The 20,135-nt window shown below is 36.0% G+C and carries 24 protein-coding genes; 13 read left to right on the top strand and 11 right to left on the bottom strand.

Annotated elements, in window-relative coordinates; genetic code table 11:
• Window position 1: 1 nt before the first annotated feature.
• The 3 genes from I7H67_RS03020 to I7H67_RS03010 all read right to left on the bottom strand — a co-directional run bounded on the left by I7H67_RS03020 (window position 2) and on the right by I7H67_RS03010 (window position 1,595).
• Window positions 2-1,072 (bottom strand): J domain-containing protein, encoded by a 1,071-nt coding sequence (locus I7H67_RS03020; protein WP_198307035.1) that lies wholly within the window; start codon window positions 1,070-1,072, stop codon window positions 2-4.
• An 11-nt stretch (window positions 1,073-1,083) separates the two neighbouring features.
• Entirely contained in the window at window positions 1,084-1,230 is a 147-nt protein-coding gene (locus I7H67_RS03015) for a hypothetical protein (protein WP_000682270.1), read from the bottom strand.
• Window positions 1,231-1,334: 104 nt separating this feature from the next.
• Window positions 1,335-1,595 (bottom strand): hypothetical protein, encoded by a 261-nt coding sequence (locus I7H67_RS03010; protein WP_133237955.1) that lies wholly within the window; start codon window positions 1,593-1,595, stop codon window positions 1,335-1,337.
• 550 nt (window positions 1,596-2,145) lie between these two features.
• Between I7H67_RS03010 and I7H67_RS03005 the strand changes: the two genes are divergently transcribed.
• The gene (locus I7H67_RS03005) at window positions 2,146-2,355 is read left to right on the top strand and encodes a hypothetical protein (protein ID WP_198307034.1); all 210 of its coding nucleotides are present in this window, start codon (window positions 2,146-2,148) and stop codon (window positions 2,353-2,355) included.
• An 891-nt stretch (window positions 2,356-3,246) separates the two neighbouring features.
• Window positions 3,247-4,461: an inovirus-type Gp2 protein gene (locus tag I7H67_RS03000; protein ID WP_198307033.1), complete on the top strand. Its 1,215-nt coding sequence runs from the start codon at window positions 3,247-3,249 to the stop codon at window positions 4,459-4,461.
• Between the two features lie 245 nt (window positions 4,462-4,706).
• On the opposite strand, the gene I7H67_RS02995 is transcribed toward I7H67_RS03000, so the two are convergent.
• From I7H67_RS02995 to I7H67_RS02980, 4 genes are all read right to left on the bottom strand, one after another.
• The gene (locus I7H67_RS02995) at window positions 4,707-5,093 is read right to left on the bottom strand and encodes a hypothetical protein (protein ID WP_198307032.1); all 387 of its coding nucleotides are present in this window, start codon (window positions 5,091-5,093) and stop codon (window positions 4,707-4,709) included.
• A gap of 53 nt (window positions 5,094-5,146) precedes the next feature.
• Window positions 5,147-5,542 (bottom strand): hypothetical protein, encoded by a 396-nt coding sequence (locus tag I7H67_RS02990; protein ID WP_198307031.1) that lies wholly within the window; start codon window positions 5,540-5,542, stop codon window positions 5,147-5,149.
• Between the two features lie 380 nt (window positions 5,543-5,922).
• Window positions 5,923-6,495 carry a hypothetical protein gene (locus I7H67_RS02985; protein WP_198307030.1) on the bottom strand — a complete coding sequence of 191 codons (573 nt, stop codon included), beginning with the start codon at window positions 6,493-6,495 and terminating at the stop codon, window positions 5,923-5,925.
• Window positions 6,496-6,612: 117 nt separating this feature from the next.
• Complete coding sequence (locus I7H67_RS02980; RefSeq protein WP_198307029.1) at window positions 6,613-7,710, bottom strand: PD-(D/E)XK nuclease family protein; 1,098 nt, start codon at window positions 7,708-7,710, stop codon at window positions 6,613-6,615.
• Window positions 7,711-7,979: 269 nt separating this feature from the next.
• Here I7H67_RS02980 and I7H67_RS02975 point away from each other — a divergent pair, with 269 nt between their 5' ends.
• Window positions 7,980-8,471 carry a YfbU family protein gene (locus I7H67_RS02975; protein ID WP_198307028.1) on the top strand — a complete coding sequence of 164 codons (492 nt, stop codon included), beginning with the start codon at window positions 7,980-7,982 and terminating at the stop codon, window positions 8,469-8,471.
• 80 nt (window positions 8,472-8,551) lie between these two features.
• Here I7H67_RS02975 and I7H67_RS02970 read toward each other — a convergent pair whose 3' ends face one another.
• Window positions 8,552-8,998, bottom strand: coding sequence for a hypothetical protein (locus I7H67_RS02970; RefSeq protein ID WP_198307027.1), 447 nt, complete (start codon window positions 8,996-8,998; stop codon window positions 8,552-8,554).
• Window positions 8,999-9,380: 382 nt separating this feature from the next.
• Between I7H67_RS02970 and I7H67_RS02965 the strand changes: the two genes are divergently transcribed.
• The 6 genes from I7H67_RS02965 (at window position 9,381) to I7H67_RS02940 (ending at window position 14,710) form a co-directional block, all read left to right on the top strand.
• A complete protein-coding gene (locus I7H67_RS02965) occupies window positions 9,381-10,493 on the top strand; it encodes a hypothetical protein (protein ID WP_227602517.1) in 1,113 nt (370 codons plus the stop codon).
• Between the two features lie 572 nt (window positions 10,494-11,065).
• The gene (locus I7H67_RS02960; protein ID WP_198307026.1) at window positions 11,066-12,211 is read left to right on the top strand and encodes a hypothetical protein; all 1,146 of its coding nucleotides are present in this window, start codon (window positions 11,066-11,068) and stop codon (window positions 12,209-12,211) included.
• Window position 12,212: 1 nt separating this feature from the next.
• On the top strand, window positions 12,213-13,199 hold the full coding sequence (locus I7H67_RS02955; RefSeq protein WP_198307025.1) for a hypothetical protein: 987 nt from the start codon (window positions 12,213-12,215) through the stop codon (window positions 13,197-13,199).
• Window positions 13,200-13,213: 14 nt separating this feature from the next.
• Window positions 13,214-13,414: a helix-turn-helix transcriptional regulator gene (locus I7H67_RS02950; RefSeq protein ID WP_000538650.1), complete on the top strand. Its 201-nt coding sequence runs from the start codon at window positions 13,214-13,216 to the stop codon at window positions 13,412-13,414.
• Between the two features lie 219 nt (window positions 13,415-13,633).
• Window positions 13,634-14,128, top strand: a complete 495-nt coding sequence (locus I7H67_RS02945) for a DUF4442 domain-containing protein (protein ID WP_004789063.1) — start codon at window positions 13,634-13,636, stop codon at window positions 14,126-14,128.
• A 75-nt stretch (window positions 14,129-14,203) separates the two neighbouring features.
• Window positions 14,204-14,710 (top strand): ester cyclase, encoded by a 507-nt coding sequence (locus I7H67_RS02940; protein ID WP_198307024.1) that lies wholly within the window; start codon window positions 14,204-14,206, stop codon window positions 14,708-14,710.
• Between the two features lie 70 nt (window positions 14,711-14,780).
• On the opposite strand, the gene I7H67_RS02935 is transcribed toward I7H67_RS02940, so the two are convergent.
• The 3 genes from I7H67_RS02935 to I7H67_RS02925 are packed head-to-tail and all read right to left on the bottom strand — an operon-like array spanning window position 14,781 to window position 16,533.
• Window positions 14,781-15,197: an acyl-CoA thioesterase gene (locus I7H67_RS02935; protein WP_004789061.1), complete on the bottom strand. Its 417-nt coding sequence runs from the start codon at window positions 15,195-15,197 to the stop codon at window positions 14,781-14,783.
• A gap of 1 nt (window position 15,198) precedes the next feature.
• Entirely contained in the window at window positions 15,199-15,636 is a 438-nt protein-coding gene (trxC, locus tag I7H67_RS02930; RefSeq protein WP_003655112.1) for a thioredoxin TrxC, read from the bottom strand.
• Window positions 15,637-16,533, bottom strand: a complete 897-nt coding sequence (locus I7H67_RS02925) for an alpha/beta hydrolase (protein WP_174746548.1) — start codon at window positions 16,531-16,533, stop codon at window positions 15,637-15,639.
• Between the two features lie 189 nt (window positions 16,534-16,722).
• Between I7H67_RS02925 and I7H67_RS02920 the strand changes: the two genes are divergently transcribed.
• The 4 genes from I7H67_RS02920 to I7H67_RS02910 all read left to right on the top strand — a co-directional run bounded on the left by I7H67_RS02920 (window position 16,723) and on the right by I7H67_RS02910 (window position 20,076).
• Window positions 16,723-17,058, top strand: a complete 336-nt coding sequence (locus tag I7H67_RS02920; RefSeq protein ID WP_198307023.1) for a TIGR01244 family sulfur transferase — start codon at window positions 16,723-16,725, stop codon at window positions 17,056-17,058.
• A 154-nt stretch (window positions 17,059-17,212) separates the two neighbouring features.
• Window positions 17,213-17,317 (top strand): lipoprotein, encoded by a 105-nt coding sequence (locus tag I7H67_RS19830; protein ID WP_371864353.1) that lies wholly within the window; start codon window positions 17,213-17,215, stop codon window positions 17,315-17,317.
• A gap of 106 nt (window positions 17,318-17,423) precedes the next feature.
• The gene (locus tag I7H67_RS02915; protein ID WP_151988937.1) at window positions 17,424-18,620 is read left to right on the top strand and encodes a hypothetical protein; all 1,197 of its coding nucleotides are present in this window, start codon (window positions 17,424-17,426) and stop codon (window positions 18,618-18,620) included.
• Between the two features lie 82 nt (window positions 18,621-18,702).
• A complete protein-coding gene (locus tag I7H67_RS02910; RefSeq protein ID WP_198307022.1) occupies window positions 18,703-20,076 on the top strand; it encodes a dihydrolipoyl dehydrogenase in 1,374 nt (457 codons plus the stop codon).
• Window positions 20,077-20,135: the final 59 nt, after the last annotated feature.

The raw sequence follows: 20,135 nt of genomic DNA, 5'->3' as shown, positions 1-20,135 counted from the left end.
ACTACACTCCCAAATAGGCTTTTAATACAGTTCTGGCCTGATTGATCTGCTGTGCCTGTTGTTCAATGAGCTGTTGTACTGACTCAGGTAAGGTCTGATATTTATCTGGATGGAACTCAGCCATCTTTTTTCGGTAAGCAATTTGAAGGGTTTGTTCAGTAAGTGAATGAGGTGGGATTTCAAGAAGTTCGCATGCTTGTAGTTGTTCGTTATTCAGATCAGGAACTATTGTCTGTTTTGTTTCCTCCGCTAAACATTGATAGATAACTTTAACAAGGTCTGGAAAGGCAGCTCTAGAGACGTTGGATACACGGCACAGATGGGTCATGAAAAGGTCAGCTTGATCCTTTTCAACTTGACCAAGACCCATGGCATAGACCAGTTGTTCAATCATCTCCCTACGGAAGTTATAAGCCAGCTTATCCTTCAGGTCTGCCAGACGATGTAACAAATCTTCATAATCAAAGCGCATCTGTTCATTCAGTAGTTTCTCTACATATTGATGTACTGCCTCATCATTCAATTTAGTAAAGTGATCGGATACGACTTCTTTCGATCGAGCATTCCATTGGTTCGTACTGAACGTAATAAAATAGGCAAACAGATCAATCATAATCTGCATACCTTTATCAATGTTTACAGTCGTCTGATGAGTTCCTTGTCTGCTCTGACAACATTCATTTAGGAATGCGACTAGGGTTCTTACAACACCTTTATCCAATTGAGTAAAGTTCAGCTCATCCTGACCATTGATCAAAATAGAACTGGTGATCATTCCAATATCTGCATCCACCCGCTGAATGTGTTCAAATAAATAAACCTGCTCATCTTCAAAATTAGCTTTATAAAACAATCCCTTTCCGGTGAGACACATCCCGACCTTGGCACTACCAAATACCGTGTCATCAATCAGTATCAAGACTTCATTGGGATTTACACCATGAGGTAGGTAGGTCATGGCACCTTGCAGCTTCTTATTAGGAATAATTGGGGCAAAATAAATGTTATCGCTACTTCTTAATAAAGGCACCCACTGGCTCTTCTGGATCAGGTCATTTATACGTGTCGACATGATACTTTCCCCTAGAAGAACCAGCGTATAAGAGCAGCGGGCCACACTAAAGCACCACCAAGTAAATAAGCACCAGACTGTCCCGGATACTCCCAAATGCAATACAGCCAGTAACCAATTACGATAGTGAAATAGAATGTAAAAAATGGATGTTTCATGATCAAAATTCCTAAATTGAGTTGCATAAACCCTTCCCGTTGCCCGAACAGGCAACAGGAAATGAGTGCTTCAATGATTTGTTTAAGGTTTTAAATAATTAGTGTTAAAGCTTATCTACGCATTGTTGACCTGACTGATACATCACACGGTCTAGATCATTTGGAAGATAGGTCATCCGTTCGATCTGGCGCATAACCTTGCGACCATAGTGTTCTTCAACCTTGTCATAGACACAGGAACAATAGCTGCGGCTGCCACCCATGTTGTAACAGCCCTGCTTCACGCCCTTTTCAAACTGGGAAGAACAACCATTTAGGATCAGAACACCGATACCTAGTACACCCATCAAAATTTTATTTATCATCGTTATATCCAGTGACTTGGTCATGGAGCTTAGGCTTTTTTTCGGCAAATTGAGGCCCTGCCACGGTGTATCTCACATGACATTTTTTAAAGTTAAATTTTTAGACGAAAAAAACTAAAGCTTGAGGAACTAGACGTTCATCAAACCCTATTAAAAACTAATCGGGGTGTATAAAAAGAATATGCATAGCCAACTCCTTTATATTTGGAGTTCTGCCAAAGCATTAGAGAATTATGGTGGCAGAACGAGAAAGGGTTAGCAGACCGGATTGGATTGACACCGGCACACTCGAAAGTGTCCCTCTCCCGTCCTACCGCAACGGGAGGAGACGAGATGTACCCTCAGAATTATTCCTCAGAAGGAATAACTCTGATGCAACCCAATAAAACGGTCTGCTAAAACCGACTGGCAATGTAGGCCAGCAGGCAAAGGATAATGTGCAATATTTAAGGTGTCAATGATCTATCGACTAAGTCGTAAAGTGATTGTTATTGTTTTTCATTAGATTAAGTTATTAAACTAACCAATAGGTAAATTTAAGGATGGTTCAGTGTTTCGGTTAAAGTGTCTTGGTGGTCCGCTGTATGGGCAGGAATATTCTCATGCACAGGATGATTTTATTTTTAAAGACAAACAGACAGGAAAGCAGACGCGTTATCGAAAGCAGGCTTTAGACTTCACCCCACCCCAAGAGTTCTTTGTAGCAGAGTCAATTTCTAAAACTGTGGCCTACAATCTCGCATTGCAATTGATGAAATAACCTCATAAAACGCATTCAAAGATGTTTAATTTAGAGTTCAAGAGAGGACTTTACCACACCAAATTCATCGTTTTTACTGCGCACATGCATATCAACAATTGTATTAAAAAACATTGCTTTACACCTAAGTCCGTACAATTTTCAAGGTCTGTTTTCAGATTTACAAATGACTTAAAACAACTGCTGACATGCATTTGGTTTGCAAAGAGATGGGTATACCTTCTAGATATAAAATACCGATTTAATTCTTCTTTGCTTTAGCTTCATAAGAAGACTAATTCAGTTATTTTTTACGGTACTGACACATCATACGAGATAAAAATTACCGAGTCCAGTTCGTTAGAAAAAGAACATTTTTATCTGCTTAAGTCCGTATATCGGACTCATCCAAATATGCTCGTATTTCCGAGAAGGTTAAAACAGTCGTATAGAAGTAGGCAAAACATGAACCGAGTTTAGGTTTTAAATTATTTATATATTTAATATACAAATATCTATAGAGACTAAATCTAAACGTTCTCATCTCTCTCAAGTAAGCCACCTAACCTATGTAACCAACAACTCAGTTATCTAGTCAATACATACAATCTAGTATTCCAGATGAAATATCCCTTGGATATATTTCATCCATAATATACATAACCAGAGTTTAGTTCTCCCCTATCTCTCTGCTCCCCAACATTCGAACAACAGGTAATCCGATCTATCCCATGGCTGGTGGGACAGATGCCCTATTCAGTCGATGCAGCTTACCCATGCATGAAAGCGACTAGCGACACCTCCTATTAATTCTTAAATGCTCATTGAGGGCACTGCTCAAACAGTGTCCCAAGATGAGCTTTGTCTAATTGATCCAAATACATCATGCCACTTTCCATTAGGTATATATCTATGAACCACTGCATTACTAAACCTAACTTAGCTTCCACTGCTGGGCAATGGTCTTTAGACGACCTAGAAGCACTTCAGTTACTTGACCAAATTCAGGAAGATTATTCTTGTTATGAGGTGAATAACGATGAAGGTGACCCAGTTGAATTTCGATTGCCTTCTCATCCTGAAACTCAGTGTTTTATTGACCGCTTACAGTTGGGGATTCATTGTCGCAAACAGCATCCTTTAGCTTCATTGCGAACGACTAAAGGTATTCAGGGCAATAAGAAACTATCCGTGCAATATGCCAAAGACCTTCCAGTTCAATTGATTGCAGCATTGCCTTCAATCTTCTCCATGCCTGTGTCTGACACCTATACTGTGAGCGTAGAGTTAGAAACCATCCATTCAGCCATTCAAGACTTATCGGATACAGAGAGATTCGTTCTAGGTACATTCTCTTCAACTAGTGTTTATACCAACGAACAGGCTCAAGCTTACGTAGATGCCTTGAATCGATTCCAGAGCCTATTGAATGAGAGCATGAGCAGCGCTAAAGTCCGTAAACGATTGCATAACCGGAAAGACAGTCGTTTAAAGACCAAAGAGAAAATGATAGAGCTTGTTCATGCCCTACTCCATGTACATTCAAAAATACTCGTTGTCCGAGTAGACCTCGGTATTATGCGAACTCCAGAGAGTCTGATAAATCACCATATTTCATCTGATCAATGGAAGTCTGAACAAGATAGCCAATTTATTCTAAAAGCGCTTGAGCGACTTAATGAGAATGCTAGGATGAATCGGATGAAGCATGCGTTGGGTTATATCCATCGCATTGAATACGGCCCTCAGAAGGGCTTCCACGTACACGCTTATTACTTCTTTGATGGGCAAGACCATTGGGCAGATATCACTTGGGGACAATACATTGCCAAACAATGGCGACACGTGACCAATAACCAAGGCTCGGTATTTATCTGTAATATGAAGAAAGAAGATTACCGTTACTGTGCTTTAGGGATGTTGGATTATTCTGACGTAGAGATGTTAAAAAACCTCGAACAGAGTTTTGATTATCTCTGCAAGAATGATCAGTACTTCCAATTTACGACACAGAAACGCATCCGTGGATTCCGTATCAGTCAGCCTCCTAAAATCCCAGAGGTTAAAATGGGATGTCCCCGAAAGCATGACCAATCACATCTCAAGCTCTCTTATGCCCTCTCTTAGTTACATGTTGAAGTGCATCAGCGGTCTATCGTGATCTGAGCCTTAGTCCGCCTAGAGAGGCCTAAGGCTGTTCAATAGAGCTGCCATACCCTGTCTCCTCAATTTAAACAATATTAGATTAGGTCGATAAAAGACACGTTAAATAACCCCCTAGTCAAACTCCACTCTCAGGTTAACAACGAGCAATAAAGCCTTATCTCAAGGCATAAAAAACAGCCCTAAGGCTGCTCACTTATTTAAAAAAATTAGTAATTTACTTGAGTACCATCACATCCGTTAAAACTTAATTTTTGTTTCACCTCTCTTAACTCACCATCAATTTTCGATAGAGTGGAATGAGCATTTAGTCCTTGCCCCTTCATATAAGTTACATACTCTTTTGGATATTTAGCTACTAACTCATAAAATCGCAGCTCATTCCTCAAAGAAATGCACTTTAGACGTTTCGATTCAATTTCTTCGGCTTGATTTAAATCCTGATCTTTATGTATTTCTTTAAATCTTAACTCTGCATGTTGAGCTATACTGCTCTCTTCCATAATCTTTAAATACTCATTTTCAAAGCTATCATTTTGGCCTGCAAAAATATTGCTCGATAAAGTTAGACTACCTATTAATAAAATTCGTTTCATTCTTATCCCAGCTTTTAAATATAGAAAACTCTTACCCCCTAACCTGTAAAAATTTAGTCACACGGATAACTTGTGTCTTTCAATTGATCTTTTATACGTAAATATAATGCTTTCTGGCTATTACGGAATTTCTTTATATCCTCTAATTTTGCGTCAGCCTGAATATTATTTCTCTTCATTAACTCTTTATAATCTGAGAAATTATTGATCACAAAATCAAGCTGATTCGTCCTAGTCTTAGCTAACTTACACCAACTACTCATTGATTGAATCTTTTCAGATTCTGGTATTTTGTCATCATTATAATCTCTAGAATCAGCAGCATTATTGTTGATAGCTTTCACAAGATCATTAGTTAATTGTTGATACTTTTTTTCAAATTCTTCACTACTTAAAGCAAAACAATTGCTCGCAAAAGTAAGACTTAATATAAAGCTTAATAATTTCATTATAATTCTCCTGAATCAATTCTAACCCCAGCATTATATCTATTAAAAAAATTAACTAATAACCTCTTAGTAATAAAAAGCACCCTAATGTACTAATGAATTAGAAAATTTAGTTAATCAGAAATTGAGGTTTTTACTGTCACACCTATTAAGAAGTATTTTTCTGAACCTTCCAAACAAGTAGCACTAGAAAAATTCGTATATACATCTTGTACACTGACGCCAGTAGTTGAGCTTTACTCTACGACTTAGGCTATCTCACTTACTAAGTATTGTTCTTTAAATAGAGTCATATAGATTTTGCATTTTAAAGGCTACTCGTATCTCGATATATGCAAATCTTGAGTAGCGTACGAATAAGCAGCAATAATAATTTCACATCACTTTTCATGATTCATTTCTTTTTTAATAAACATACAAACTAAGACTAGAATTAACCAAAGAAGGGATAAGTACCCCCATTGCTTTGCTTCTTTAGGAGCCTTCTCTTGCAGTTGAATAAACTTATCATTGAATTCTTTTGACGATAAAGCTGCATACTCTTCATGCTTTAAGCTCGTCATTTTAGTCGGGTATAAAGACTGGTCGAGAATTCTTCCAAACAGAATAATTGTCTCTTTATTCTGTTTATTAGCGAACTCATAAAGGCTTGAGGGAGCAGAAATCACTTTCAGCTGTACCGAAGTTCCATTATCAAGCAGAGAAACCGTCTTACCATAGATATAAAGCCCTCCACCACCATACTTGGTACTATCATATTCAACTAAAGAACCTTCTACTTCAACTAACTTAGCGTTAGCTATACGCCGTGTAATATTGTCGGAATATTCAAAGCGGCCAAACGTAATTATCAAAATGATAGGGAAAGTCCAGTATATACATGGTATCCATAATATCTCTATTCCCTTTCTAGAGAAAAAAAACATAACGATCGACAATATACTTTTAAACACTGTATTTCCTTAGCCTAAACTGCTATATCTCAATAAGTACTTAGCAGAAAAGCCTTAGCTAACATTTCTAGATATTTACTGAGGCTTAGACTTTCACACTTATCTTCTGATTTAAAATTATTTTAAAGTTCTTTCAATTATATCTAACAACCTAACTTTCTCGAAAAGTAAATCAGAAATTGCATCCAGTTTACTTTCTGGTGAACACCAATAAATACACAACCAGCGTTCAGTACCTCTACGATAATTTTCAACTTTCTGATCTAGATATCGTGAATCAGTTTGAGTACCTAAAATAGAAAAAGCTTCTTCTTCCAGCTCAAGCGATAGGTTAAGGATGTAAGTAATAACTTTAATGACCGTTTGTCCATCCTCTTGTTTTATCAATAACGTAGTATTAGATTTGTTTCCCCAAGCCTTATTATAAAAACGAATACCACCCCACGACTCGTACTTATTTTCAGATTCATAACCATCAATCATTTCATTAAGCTGCTGACTTAAGCTATCCACAACCTCACTAATAGTACTAGTCCGAAGCCGTTGAAGTTCCTCTATTTCCTTATAATGATCTAATATAAATTGTACACGATTCATATCTAAATTCTTTATCCGATAATAACTGTCTAAATGAAGTAAAAACTCACGAGCAAAGAGATTCCATTTATTCATTGGATTAGCCAGCATTTGCTCTGCCAAATATGGACGAATACTATTTACAATTTGTTGATACGATAAACCAAGCCAGCCTTTCTTCTCACTTTTCCCTGCAATACTAAGAATAACCCCTACAATTTGCTTATTCTTAGACTGATTTTTAGATTGAGCAAATTGGATGTAATCCTGAAAAGGATTATTTTGGTGATGATAAATTTTAGCTTCTAGCAAAATAAAACAGGTATCTGTTTCTATCCATAAATCAATACGGTTGCCCTGATGAGTAGCATACTCCCTTTCCAGCTTCACAATATTGCCTAGATCTAATTTACTCAGACTTTCCTCTTGCTGTAAAACATCACAGAAACCCTTCCAAAATAAATCACCAAGATCATGCGATTCAGTTGGGTTCAGAAAGAACTCTAATAGTTCCGTAGTCGGATTTTCGTAATGGTTACGAATTGCTGTATCAAAGAATGTTTTTTCCCGAGGTGGTATTTTATATTTCTTCGCATTTTTGAGCAGTTGCTTATAGTGTTCAAAGATAGATAACTGCATATTTAATCCATTAATCCCAAAGCATCAGTTGATCCCATCAATCAGAACCACGATAAACTGAATCAATGAAAAATCAAGTGCTTGAAATATTTTATCACGATGCAGTAAAGTTTCTTAGCATGCTACCGCCTTAATCAACTAAAGTAACAATATTTATCACTAAGCCCCTTACCGACTTCTCATCAAATTAAGCAATATTATATTTCAGCCCTTGAAATAGTTAAAAATAAAACAATCTATTTATTTTTCATACTTTAAAAGAGCAACACATGAAACTTGATCTAACAGATAAAGAACGTTTGTTTTTATCCAACCAATATGAAATCTTGGGTACCCTGAAGAAGGATGACCATTATTTACTTCTAGCTGAACAATTGAGAGAAGGACATAAATGGTTATATCAACACAGTTTTGATGCCCTTTATGAAAACCTTCCAGATGAAGATGCTGAGTTAGTACTCAATATCCTACAAGTTTATGAAGCATTAAAAGATAGTTATGATGCTCTGACTGATAAATCAAGTATTTCTATCCAAGAAGTAAGCTTTGCTGGTTTTGATGGAAATCGTGAGCCAGAACTTATGGGGTTTGTAGATGCTTTGAACAAAGCTCACCGCTTTTCTTCTACAATTGACGCTGGCGTACTTAACTCTCACTCTCCTAAAGCAGATAGATACCAGAATATGATTCAGAAATGGAAAGAACTTGATAAATCAAATACTTTATCAAAGGAACAAATTTTATATATTTTAAGCCGATAAAATACTCACTAAGTAAAGCCCTAACTGGGCTTTACTTAAAGGTTTAGGCTATCTAACTTGTGAGAATTTCTTTAACCATTTCAGATAGATTTTGCATTTTTGAATGCTAATCGCATTTCGATATATGCAAATCTCGAAGCCCAACCATAAAGCAAGATTATTATAGAAACAAAGAGCATTTTATCAAATGTAATAGCATTTTTTCTGAGTATAAACATCAACAAATAAATTATTAGTAGTGTAAAAAAAACTATACACATATATGCCATAGAGCAGCATAACGTATATGAAAGTAACTTTTTGATTTTTCTATTATTGAAGCTCCACGGCTGTAAGTTTGGGGGAAGTTGTAAACTATTACGTACTTCTACTAACACAACTTTTACAATTTTTTCCAATGAAAGTTTATTCTTTGTTAACTTTTCAAGAAGCCGATCAATCAACACTAAACCAACTAGCCATTTAAGAATGAAAAGAAGAGTTGGAGGAAGACTAACCAAATCTAAAACTAACTCTATTACGTTCATCAATATGTCCTCTTAAAATGTGAAAAAAGTAATTTATCAAAAAAATAAAAAATGCGTTGAAATACATGAGAAAGTTAAAAAATTCTATTAATTATTTCATTCAGCAGATCAAATAAGAAAAAATTCATGGAATGGACGAACTAAAGTTCTTTTTTTTTATGCATTCCACTTGAATTTTAAGTAGCCCAATTCCACTAATAACTTACACATCAAAAATCCCATTAAACAACTAAAATCACGACATACTGACTATGTATATAAGATGGTTTGCAAACATTAAAACTTCTTTTTCATCATTAACTTAGGGTTACACTATCCATTATTATCGCTTATATTACTTAATCTACTTTTTATTAAATTATGATACCAGAGTATAACGGTAATGAATAACAATGATATAGACAAAGCTATCGAGCATGCCAGAAATGAACTCTTTTCTATGGGATTTCCTTCTGACTATCAAGAAAATAACACCAGTAATGAGCTAATTCCTTATATCATTGAACAACTGGGCATCTATGAAAGATATATTCTTGACCGCTATAGCCATCAAAAGCGTGACTATATAGACCCAATCTCTATAGATCCTAATCACATCGCCAGCAATGTAAATAATGAAGCACTCAAATATGAATATTTATACGATAAGGGAGAACAAACTCGTGTCTTTACTCCCTATGATGACTATTTATATCTTAGGGATGAACTAGTAAAAAATCCTTTTGAAATTGGCAAAATGCCAGAAGAACTTCTTTTATCTTATTTATTTTGTTTATGTAAAGATACCCGTGAGATTTTATGGAATGGCGACATCCAAGCCTGCTTATCTCAAATAGAAAAAATTGAAAAAGCAAATAAATTACTTCAAGGACTTCTCAAAAATTCATCATACCTTTTATTCTCACCGGATGATTGCGGTATAACTAATCGTGAGATGATGTATTTCTATCCGTTAGGTCAACAAGCTAGATACGTAGCAGATCCTGACTTTGGCGAAGATATGATTGAGTTATTCAATAAAAATAAATCTAGCCAACTCAACGATTGGCATCGTATTTTATTTATTAACGTCATTAGAGAAATAAGCTGCAAAAAGAATAAAAAATGGAAATCAATCAATGCAATTGTTACTGATCCAATGGTAAAAAAACAATTTCATGTAATCATGAAAGAACAGCCCAAGCAGAATTTAGATTATGCTTTAGCCGGGCGTCGTGACTATAAACAACTATATTTACAAGCCAAAGACAGACTTGAAAAAGAACTAAAAAAGAATGCTTGGCTAAATTCTTATGCTTCCAATACGGAACGCCGTTCCTATGCTCAAGAAAGACTAAAACACTTAGATAAGTTAATCGCTGAGCAAGAAGCACTAGAAAAAAACTTTAAGCTTGGGAAATATACTTTTATAAAAAGAAAATCATATTCAAACGAAGTGATAAGAGAATGGATTGAAAATGATGAAGTCTTCATCAAAGAATTTATTCAAGCATAAGTAATATATTTTCCTACCTCACTCTCAGACTCCTCCATTCAAAATGAAACGATATCGAGCAGTATTCTAACTAAAGACTACTGCTCGATACTCTTGCGCAGTTCGTAAACTTCATTCTCTAAAATACTCACCAATTCACTATCTCCTGCTTAAGAGATTATTTTTTGCACAAGACTTTTTAAACTATAAAAAATAAACTAAAAATTAATATGGAAAATCATAATACTTTGATTTTTAAAAGAGTTTATTTGGATAATCATAGTCGACCACAAAAAGAACAAAACAGTAAATAACCATATATTTCAGTTACTTAAAAAACAAAAATATTTTTCCTCTCCATAATGAGAATCTAAAAGAATTATCGCTAAATCATTTGTAGGATTACTCACATCATCCCCCTACACAGGAACTAAGAAAGATTTTAAAGGAGAAGGATTTGCCAGCTCCTTCTCTCTTATCTAACAGAATGATGATGAGTTTCAGGCAGAGGCCCCTTAACTCATGTCAGACACGGATATGACAGAAATAATACAGCTAAGCAGGTAATCGCTTAGTCCAACAGCAGTAGAGAGATGATGGAGTTTAAAGCTAAGAAATTGAGGACATTGATCTGTGAAAATCAGGTCACCCTTGCACCATCTAATGTTTATCAGTCACGGTTTTTATACAGTGACTTTCGGTTAGATCGGATGCTGGATATACCCCGCTTTGTTCTGGAGTGTAATAAGACTCAGTTGCCAGCCGCAACGGTCAAACAGACAGATCAAGGGAGGGAATATTTTGAATGTGAGGACTGGTTCAGGCCATTTATCAAGACGCTTGATGACCTGATAAATACCAATCCTGATTTCTTAAAGCCTTTCGATCTGTGCGAAGAGACTCAATGTTTCTTCAGAACATTAAATGCAATGGGAAGTCCTCCAAGCCTATATGGCTTGTTTGAAAGAAAGTTGAGAGGAAGAAACCCAAGTAATTTGAAACAACGGGTCGAGTTACTTAATGAATTTATTGAATTGTTACGTGAAGAGCTTAACAAACCAGCCGTCAAGGAGGCTATCCAGAACAGAGAGAAGCAACACAAAGAGAACTTTACGTCGTGTAAGTTGCTAGTGAGCAAGTTATTCCTGAAGTACGGTCAGTTAGGGATTGCACATGTAGATTTTGCCTATACGCCAGATCAGCAAGATTTACAACACAATCATCCAACTGACCTGAAACAGCGGTTTCATGGACCTTATCAGTTTGAGCGTCTTAAACAACAGATAGATCAACTCCTTGAGAACCGACGACGTAATAAAACCCTAAAACAGATTAAAGGGTATCTCTTTTACTTTGGTCATAGCCTTAAAAAGGGCTGCTTTGTCAAAGTGATCTTCTTTCTGGATGGAAATACTTGTCAGGCTGAGGATTACGTCAAGTACCTATCTAAATACTGGAGCAGGCTGACGAATCAACAAGGCTGTACATATTTCTGCGACGGCGACTCAAGCCAATCCCCTACTGGGATTAGCCTGATCAAAGAAACTGATAAAGAACAACGGGAGAATCTCATGTTGAGTATTCAATATTACTGTCAGTTAGAACAGTTTTTTAGGCTGAAATATCTAGGAGAGAACTCCTATAAACGATTACAGATGAGTCAGCTTCCTGTAATCAGTAAAGGCAAAGTTAAAGCAAGTGGTTTAAATCAGAATTTGAATGTGAAGAAGGGCAAATAGAATGTTAACTCAAAATCAACTTATGGAAAGTCAGGCAATTGCTGCTATGGCACAACTGCCTTATGGCCCGACCACATGCATTCATAGTCTTCAACAAACTTGCCAGCAAGTATTGAAAATCAAATCTATTTACTCATTACAAACTGATGAGGATGGTCAGAAACGTGTGGATTTAAATCAAGCTGGACACCAGTTTGCTTCAAACATCTCAATCATAAAAGATAGTCCTTTCACGAATGGGCGGATGGGGCATGCCAAGATGAGTCCGTTCCTAGAAGCCAACTCTTGTTTCTTCAATCAGAGTGGACTCCTATACCCCTCACCCAATCAAGAACTTAATCAGGATTTTATTCTGAATAGTATTCAATACTTTAATAATTCATTATTAACACGCGAATATGATCAACAGCTTAACCACTGGAATGAGCAGTTTAATGAAGGTGAACAACAGTATGATCAGTTCATGAAAGAATTAAAAAAAGGCGTTAAAGGTTGCGATATGAGTGAGGTGGTTTGTATCTATCCTTTAAATCAACATTTGTTTTCCAATGTTGCATTTTCAAGCCAATCAACTTTCTCGGAGTCTATCGATGGAGAAATCACAAGACTCATCTGCCAAAGTAAAGAAAATGCAGTATGTGGTGTATTGGTTAAACGGGAAATAACGGTTAATTACCAACTCATCTGCCGTTATTTAGTCTTCACTGAATGCCAGTTTATTAATGATCCATGCAGTTTTACCAATCTAAAGTTCATGGAAGAGGTTAAACGTTTGGTAGAACCTAATAGCCCTAATCAAGTGGTGTTGGCATCCAACCCCTTAAATGGATTTCTATTAAGTAACCGATTCATCAAGAAATCATCTGATTACAAGGAACAGATGAAACGTTTGAAAGCGTATGTGGTGGGTACAGATAAGTTCATCAGAGTGGGAGGAACTCATCCTACTTTTAAAGTTTTGTTTTCTAAATTTGAAGTTAAACAGTAATAGAGGTAAGTAAAATGGGAGTTATGCATAAATTTGATATTGACCCTCGAATTAGTCCAAAACAATTCATGGAATTACTAGGCTGCAAGACAACCTGCTTTTACGGGAAAATTAAAAGAGGTGAAATAAAAAAGCCTTATTACGATGGGAAAAAGATTACTTATTGGCATGCCTCTTATGTCAAAGAGATTGTTGAAAAGAATAAACTTCTGTAATGAGCTTATTTCCTAACCTGCTTCGATTTGCTAATATGCCCCTCTACGAGGGGTATATTTTTTGTAGTTTGTATAAGTTTTGAAAACGGGTATAACAACGGGTATACGAAGTAAAAAAATACAAATAATCATTAAATATCAAAACCTTAAAACCAACTAAAAATTCAATAACTTTAAAGATTAATCTCTTTTCGTGACATTCAAAGCTAAGGTAATTCCATGTCTCAATCCAATCGTCTATCAAAACTGGTAAAAGCGACTTCAAAATTCCCTAAAGGTATTCGGAGCACGCTTTGGAGCAAGGCGTTTGGTCGTATCGTGCCAATGGTGGGTACAGCAAATATCCGCTATCTGGAAGTAGACTCAAACCACGTTACTGTCCGTTTAGAAAACCAGAAAAACATGCAAAATCATATTAAAGGAGTCCATGCTGCGGCAATGGCTCTTTTAGCAGAAACTGCAACAGGTTTTCTAACCGGTTTACATATTCCTGATAACCGCATTTTATTAATCAAATCATTGCATGTAGATTATTTAAAAGTGGTTGAGGGCGGTTTGACTGCTACAGCAACATTGTCTGCTGAACAGCAAAAGTTTATTGCAGCTAATGAGAAAGGTGAACTTGTGATCCCGGTTACAGTCATTGATGATGCAGGCAATGAACCAATCCAGTGCCAAATGCTGTGGGCATGGTTACCTAAACGTAAGAAATAATAACTAATCTAAAGTACTTTTAGATTTTTATTTGCCTCAAGATATAAAAATTATTTTTTGTATCTTGAGGTTAAAATGAAAAAAATACTGATTCTTTCCTCTTTATTTACCAGTTTAATATTTGCAACAATAACGACTCATGCGACTGAACCTAATCTTAAAACCAGTAAATTAACTTCGACTAAATCAGAAGCGATAGATAAAGTAAGTGCTCAAAACAAAAAAATAGTCATCGACTTTTATGAAGGCGTCTTTTTAAAACATAAAGTCAAAGAATATGCAGACCGTTATATTGGTCAACAATATATTCAGCACAATCCTAATGTGCCAGATGGGAAAGCACCTTTCGTTAATTTCTTCACTGAAAAATTCCAAAAAAATCCTCAAGCTAAAAATGAGATTAAACGTGCGATTGCTGAAGGTAATCTTGTCGTTTTACATGTCCATTCGACTGAAAATGAAAAAGATCGTGGAAGAGCGATTATTGATATATTTCGTGTCGAAAATGGAAAAATCGTAGAGCATTGGGATGTGATACAAAATATTCCAGAGCAAAGCAAAAATACCAATACGATGTTTTAATTCTAAAAATGATTTCTTTATCTAAATTAAAAATTAAAGCCTGAATACTGATATTCAGGCTTTATACGTTTTATTGAGTATCTAAAAACTTTTGTCTTGCTTCTTCAGGTATTTGACGCTTATTACCCTTTACATCTACTGCTACAAAGGTAAACACTCCTTCAGTAATACGTATTGGCTCACGAGAGTCATCATGACTATCCCAAACTTCAATTTGCATCTGAATAGAAGTATTTCCAACTTTTAAGATTTTGGTATAGCAGCTAATGACAAAGCCAACCTTTACCGGAACCAAAAAGGTCATTTGATTAATGGAAATCGTAGCACAGCGGCCGCGACTGAAACGTTCTGCGTGAATTGCTCCAGCCAAGTCCATTTGTGACACAATCCATCCACCAAACACATCACCACTCCAGTTTGTATCTGCTGGCATGGCAATCGTTTGTAAGGATAAAATTCCTTCTGGTTTGGTATAAGCTTCTGACACCTTAGCTCCCGAAATTTGTTTGAAGTTGTTGATCGAGCCACTGCTGCAATTCAGGCGCACGTAATGCACCGCTAATACGCGCGACCTCTGTCGTTTTATTCATTAAGACAAGTGTCGGAATACTTCTCACATGAAAAGCTTGGCTCAAGCGAGGAGATTCTTCGGTATCAATCTTGGCAAAAATAACGCCTGGATTCTGTTTTGCGACCTGCGCAAAATGTGGAGCCATCATTTTACAGGGTCCGCACCATTCTGCCCATAAGTCTATGAGAATAGGTAAATCACTATTCGTGATGTAGTTACTAAAATTTTGCTCATTTAGTTCAATAGGTGCAAGCGGTAGTAATGGCTGATGACATTGCCCACAGCTTGGTTGCTCAGGAAGTTTTTCTTCCGGAACTCGGTTTTTTGCACCACACGATGCACATACAATAATCATTTACATCACTCCTATATGCTGATGTAAAAATTCTAATTGGGTTATCACTGCTTTTTCAAACCATGAACCGTGATAGATATCAAAATGTTTCATATCCCACTCATGATAACTCACAAAAGGTGCAATATTTGTCGCGGCTTCGCGACTGGACTCAATAGGAATAAGTGAATCTTTTTGGGCTGCAATAAATAAAACCGGAATATTAATCTGACGTACAACCTGAATTGGACGGTATCGCATCAAGTTAAAAAAGACACGAGCTGGGACTTCCCCGCTCCAATAATAGTCAGGATTTACAATCGATAGATAGCCATAATAACTATCTGCTGTAGGCATAAAGCATAAATTATGTTGATCAACCACAGGCAACCTCTTTGGATTAAGCCCCATTTTTGATCCCATATAATCCTGACTCGATAACTTCAATGCTTGAGGATAACGTTGCAAAGGATAGAGCTTTGCAGTTTCAGCGCCATCTACATAAGGAATTTGTACTAAGATTGCCTGAATATTCTTTAATTCAGAAGCTAGGCTTAGCGCATATCCGCCACTTAGAGAAGTTCCCCACAGCACAATCCTTCGGTTATCTACAAACTTACAGGTCGAAGCATATTGAATAACGGTCTTCCAATCTTCTAATTGGGAATTGATTGAGACCATTTCTCTAGGCTTGCCAGTACTCCCACCCCAATATCGATAATCAAACAAAATAACAGCATAACCTGCTTGAGCGAACCGCTGAGCGTATTGAATGAGTTTAAATTGACGCAACGCAGCAAAACCATGGGCCATAATAATTACGGCAGATTTCTTATTTGTTTTAGGAATATAAAAATCAGCTGCGATCGTTTCCTGACCACATGGAACATATAAAGGCTCAACCGTATAAGCGTGCATATGTGCTCCGTTGAAATAGAATATGAATAACCAATTTTAAAATAGCGCGATGATCGTTTTTAAAATTTATAACTTAGCTATAAGACATAACTTTCTCAGTCAGAACAACACAAGAGTGTCTTGTATCTCAGGTTAAGCTTAATGCTATGATACAGCATAAGAGGTTTTGTTAAATTTTGGAGTGACGAAATGTCAGATAATGTTGGTTTCGCAGGTCAAATTGGCCCAGAGCATGTTGGCCAAGTTGTAGAAAAAGGATTTAAATCGATTATTAATAATCGACCAGATATGGAAGGCGGCCCAGAACAGCCTACAAGTGCTCAAATTGAAGAAGCAGCACGCCAAGTAGGTCTAGACTATGTTTATCAACCTGTTGTAGCTGGACAAATTGCAGAACTCGATGTACGTACTTTTGCTAATCATTACAACGAGTTGCCAAAACCTGTACTTATGTTTTGCCGCACAGGAAACCGTTCAAATAATCTATATCAATTAGCAAAACAAATGGATTTATTAGACGACTAATTTTAAGAAATTAATATTCCATAAAACCCTATTTCTTCCTTAAAGTAGGGTTTTTTGATAACTTATTTTGCATATCTCTGCACGAATTCAACAGAACTAAAAATAATATTGATCTAAAGTATTTAAATCTTTTTTGAATCATTTATTAATTTTTATGAATAAATTTATATTCGCTCTTTTAAGCTGTTTAATTCTTACAGCATGCTCCTCAATGCAAGTAAAACCTACGGTTGGAGTAACTATGGGTACAAGAATTTAATTAGCTAATTGCTCATAAATATAATGAGCAACCTCATGAAATATATGTTATTTTATAAATCTAAAAAATTATTTTAAATAACTTATCATTTTAATTGGGGATAATGATGAAACTTACTCATGGGGTATGTGGGATTACTTTGGCTGCTTTTTTGACAGCTTGTGGTGGCGGTGGCGGTGATGGCTACTATAACCAAAATTCAAGTTCAGGCTCTACAACAACACCAACCACACCATCAACAGATCAAGAGTTGGCTACTTCTGTTTTAAATAGTGTAAAGCAAGAAGGAAAATATTTGTTTGGCGCCTATGATCTCAACGATGAAAAGTTATCAAAAGGTTACATTGATCATGCACTAGACACCTTCGCTCAAGGTCCACTCAAGTTAACCTTAGATATTCGCAAAGTAGATCTTACCAAGTACTCTGACCACTATCGTGATAAATGCTTTATTAAAAGTACTACAGACTACCGCGCCTGCTATGTATTCAAAGGTGAAGAAATTAAAAGTTTACTCACTGGATATAGTGATTGGGACTTTGATATTACGGCAGATGATTTAAAAAATATTAAACTAGCGAATGACAATACCTCTCCGAATTTAGAGGATTATCAATCAAATACCAGAATTTATATTTTTCAAAATGAAAATAATGATAAGAACTTCCAAGATGTAACAATTACTGGAGCCTTTGCGTATCCATTCCAACAGTCATGGGGACTTGAACAAACTAAGCAAAAAAGATTCGTATTAATTAATTCAACAACAAGTGATTATAAAATCACTACATCGACTATTGTTCAAGATCCAGATACAGCTCAACCGACTGAAAAAGAAGTTACTACTGGTGCAATGAGTGTATATAAAGATAATACATCAACTGATGGTGACCTTTACGTAGTTCAGAGTGGTTCTGGTTTCAACGTACTTATTAATGATAACCCAAATGTTCCTTTTGCAGAGCCAATTTCATTTATTGTGAACTCTACTCCAGGCAATACGAACAATGCGACATATCAAGTGAAACTCAGTGGTAGTCAAGTATTGAGTTTACCAAGTATTACTGGCATTGAAGGAAGTCGCGTTGAGAATCAATCTCCAACAACGAATGCACAAAAATTTAATGGCAGTATTTATTTAGAAGGACCAAATATTTTCACTTTTAAACAGTCTCCGAATGGAACTACATTAAACTTTAAGCATGTCATTAATGGTATAAGTATTGAAGGTCAGTCTATTAATCAAAATGGGACTGTTTCAACCACTTTAAAAACACCTTTTATGCAAAAATTTACATTTTAAAGCTAAATAATTAGAACCAAACCCTCTGTTCAAGAGGGTTTTTCTATATATTCTAAATATCTATTAAAATAGCTTAATGACAATGTTCGATATTATTATCATTGGCGCAGGTACTGCTGGTATTAGCGCATATAAAGAAGCCATTAAACACACCAAAAATATTTTAATTATAAATGACGGACCATGGGATACCACTTGTGCTCGTGTAGGCTGCATGCCAAGTAAAGTCCTCATCTCTACAGCAAACCGTATGTTTGACATTCAAAATGCTCAAGAGGTTGCTTTGGGTGTATCTGCAAAAATTAATACAGATCAAGTGATGCAGCACGTACAAACTTTACGTGATCGTTTTACACAAGCAACATTAAAAGATGTAGAACAATGGTCTGCAGAACATAAAATTTCTGGTAAAGCACATTTTATTGATTCACAAACTGTAGAAGTTAATGGGCAACAGTACCAATCAAAAAGTTTTATTCTCGCTGTCGGTTCAACTCCTAATTATGATCAAACCTGGAAAAAAGAACTTGGTAATCGGCTTATAACAACAAATCAAATATTTGAGTTAAAAACACTGCCTAAATCTATTGCTGTCATTGGAAGTGGTGTGATTGCTCTTGAGATTGCTCAAGCAATGCATCGTTTAGGTGTAGAAACTACAATCTTTGCTCGTAGTAAACGAATTGGAGTACTTACTAGTTCTAGGCTTCAACAACTTGCACAAAAAGAGCTAGGCAAAGAGTTAAAAATTCTATTCGAAACACTACCAAATGAAGTTAAATGCAGTGAAGAAAACGTTGTATTAACTTACCAACTTAATGAAATAGAGAAAACTCTCAAAGTTGAATATGTTTTAGCAGCAACAGGCCGTACAAGTTTAATTGATACTTTAAAACTAGAAAATATTGATAACTCTTTTAAAGATATTAAGTTATTACCTATAAATGCAAAAACCAAGCAGTTAGACACATATCCAATTTTTGTTGTTGGTGATGCTTATACCTCAACACCACTGCAACATGAGGCGGCACATGAAGGGAAAAAAGTTGTTTATAACTGTTTGAATTATCCACAGGTTAATTCAGTTAAGACGCTTACTCCATTAGGAATTGTATTCAGTCATCCTGAAATGGCGGTCGTCGGGCAAAGTTATAAACAACTAAAAGACAATGGTATAGACTTTATTACAGGTGAAGCCTCTTATGAACGGCAAGGAAGAGCTATAGTTCTTGGGAAAAACAGAGGTGCAATTGAGGTTTATATAGAAAAAGGAAGCCAAAAACTTCTTGGTGCTGAATTATTTACAGAAGCAACAGAACATATGGCTCATTTATTAAGCTGGATAATAGGTGAAGAATTGACTTTAAATGATATTCTGGAGAAGCCTTTCTATCACCCTACTCTAGAAGAAGGTCTTCGCACTGCTTTAAAACATGCTCGTAGACAGTTGAAATAATCAATTTAGAAGAGTTCCCTTAATAAAAATCTGGCTCTTCTATACATTAAATTGTTTTC

Source organism: Acinetobacter sp. ACIN00229 (assembly GCF_016106645.1).
GTDB lineage: Bacteria > Pseudomonadota > Gammaproteobacteria > Pseudomonadales > Moraxellaceae > Acinetobacter > Acinetobacter oleivorans.
The sequence above is the reverse complement of the archived record's forward strand: the minus strand, read 5'-3'. Positions and strand labels throughout refer to the sequence as shown.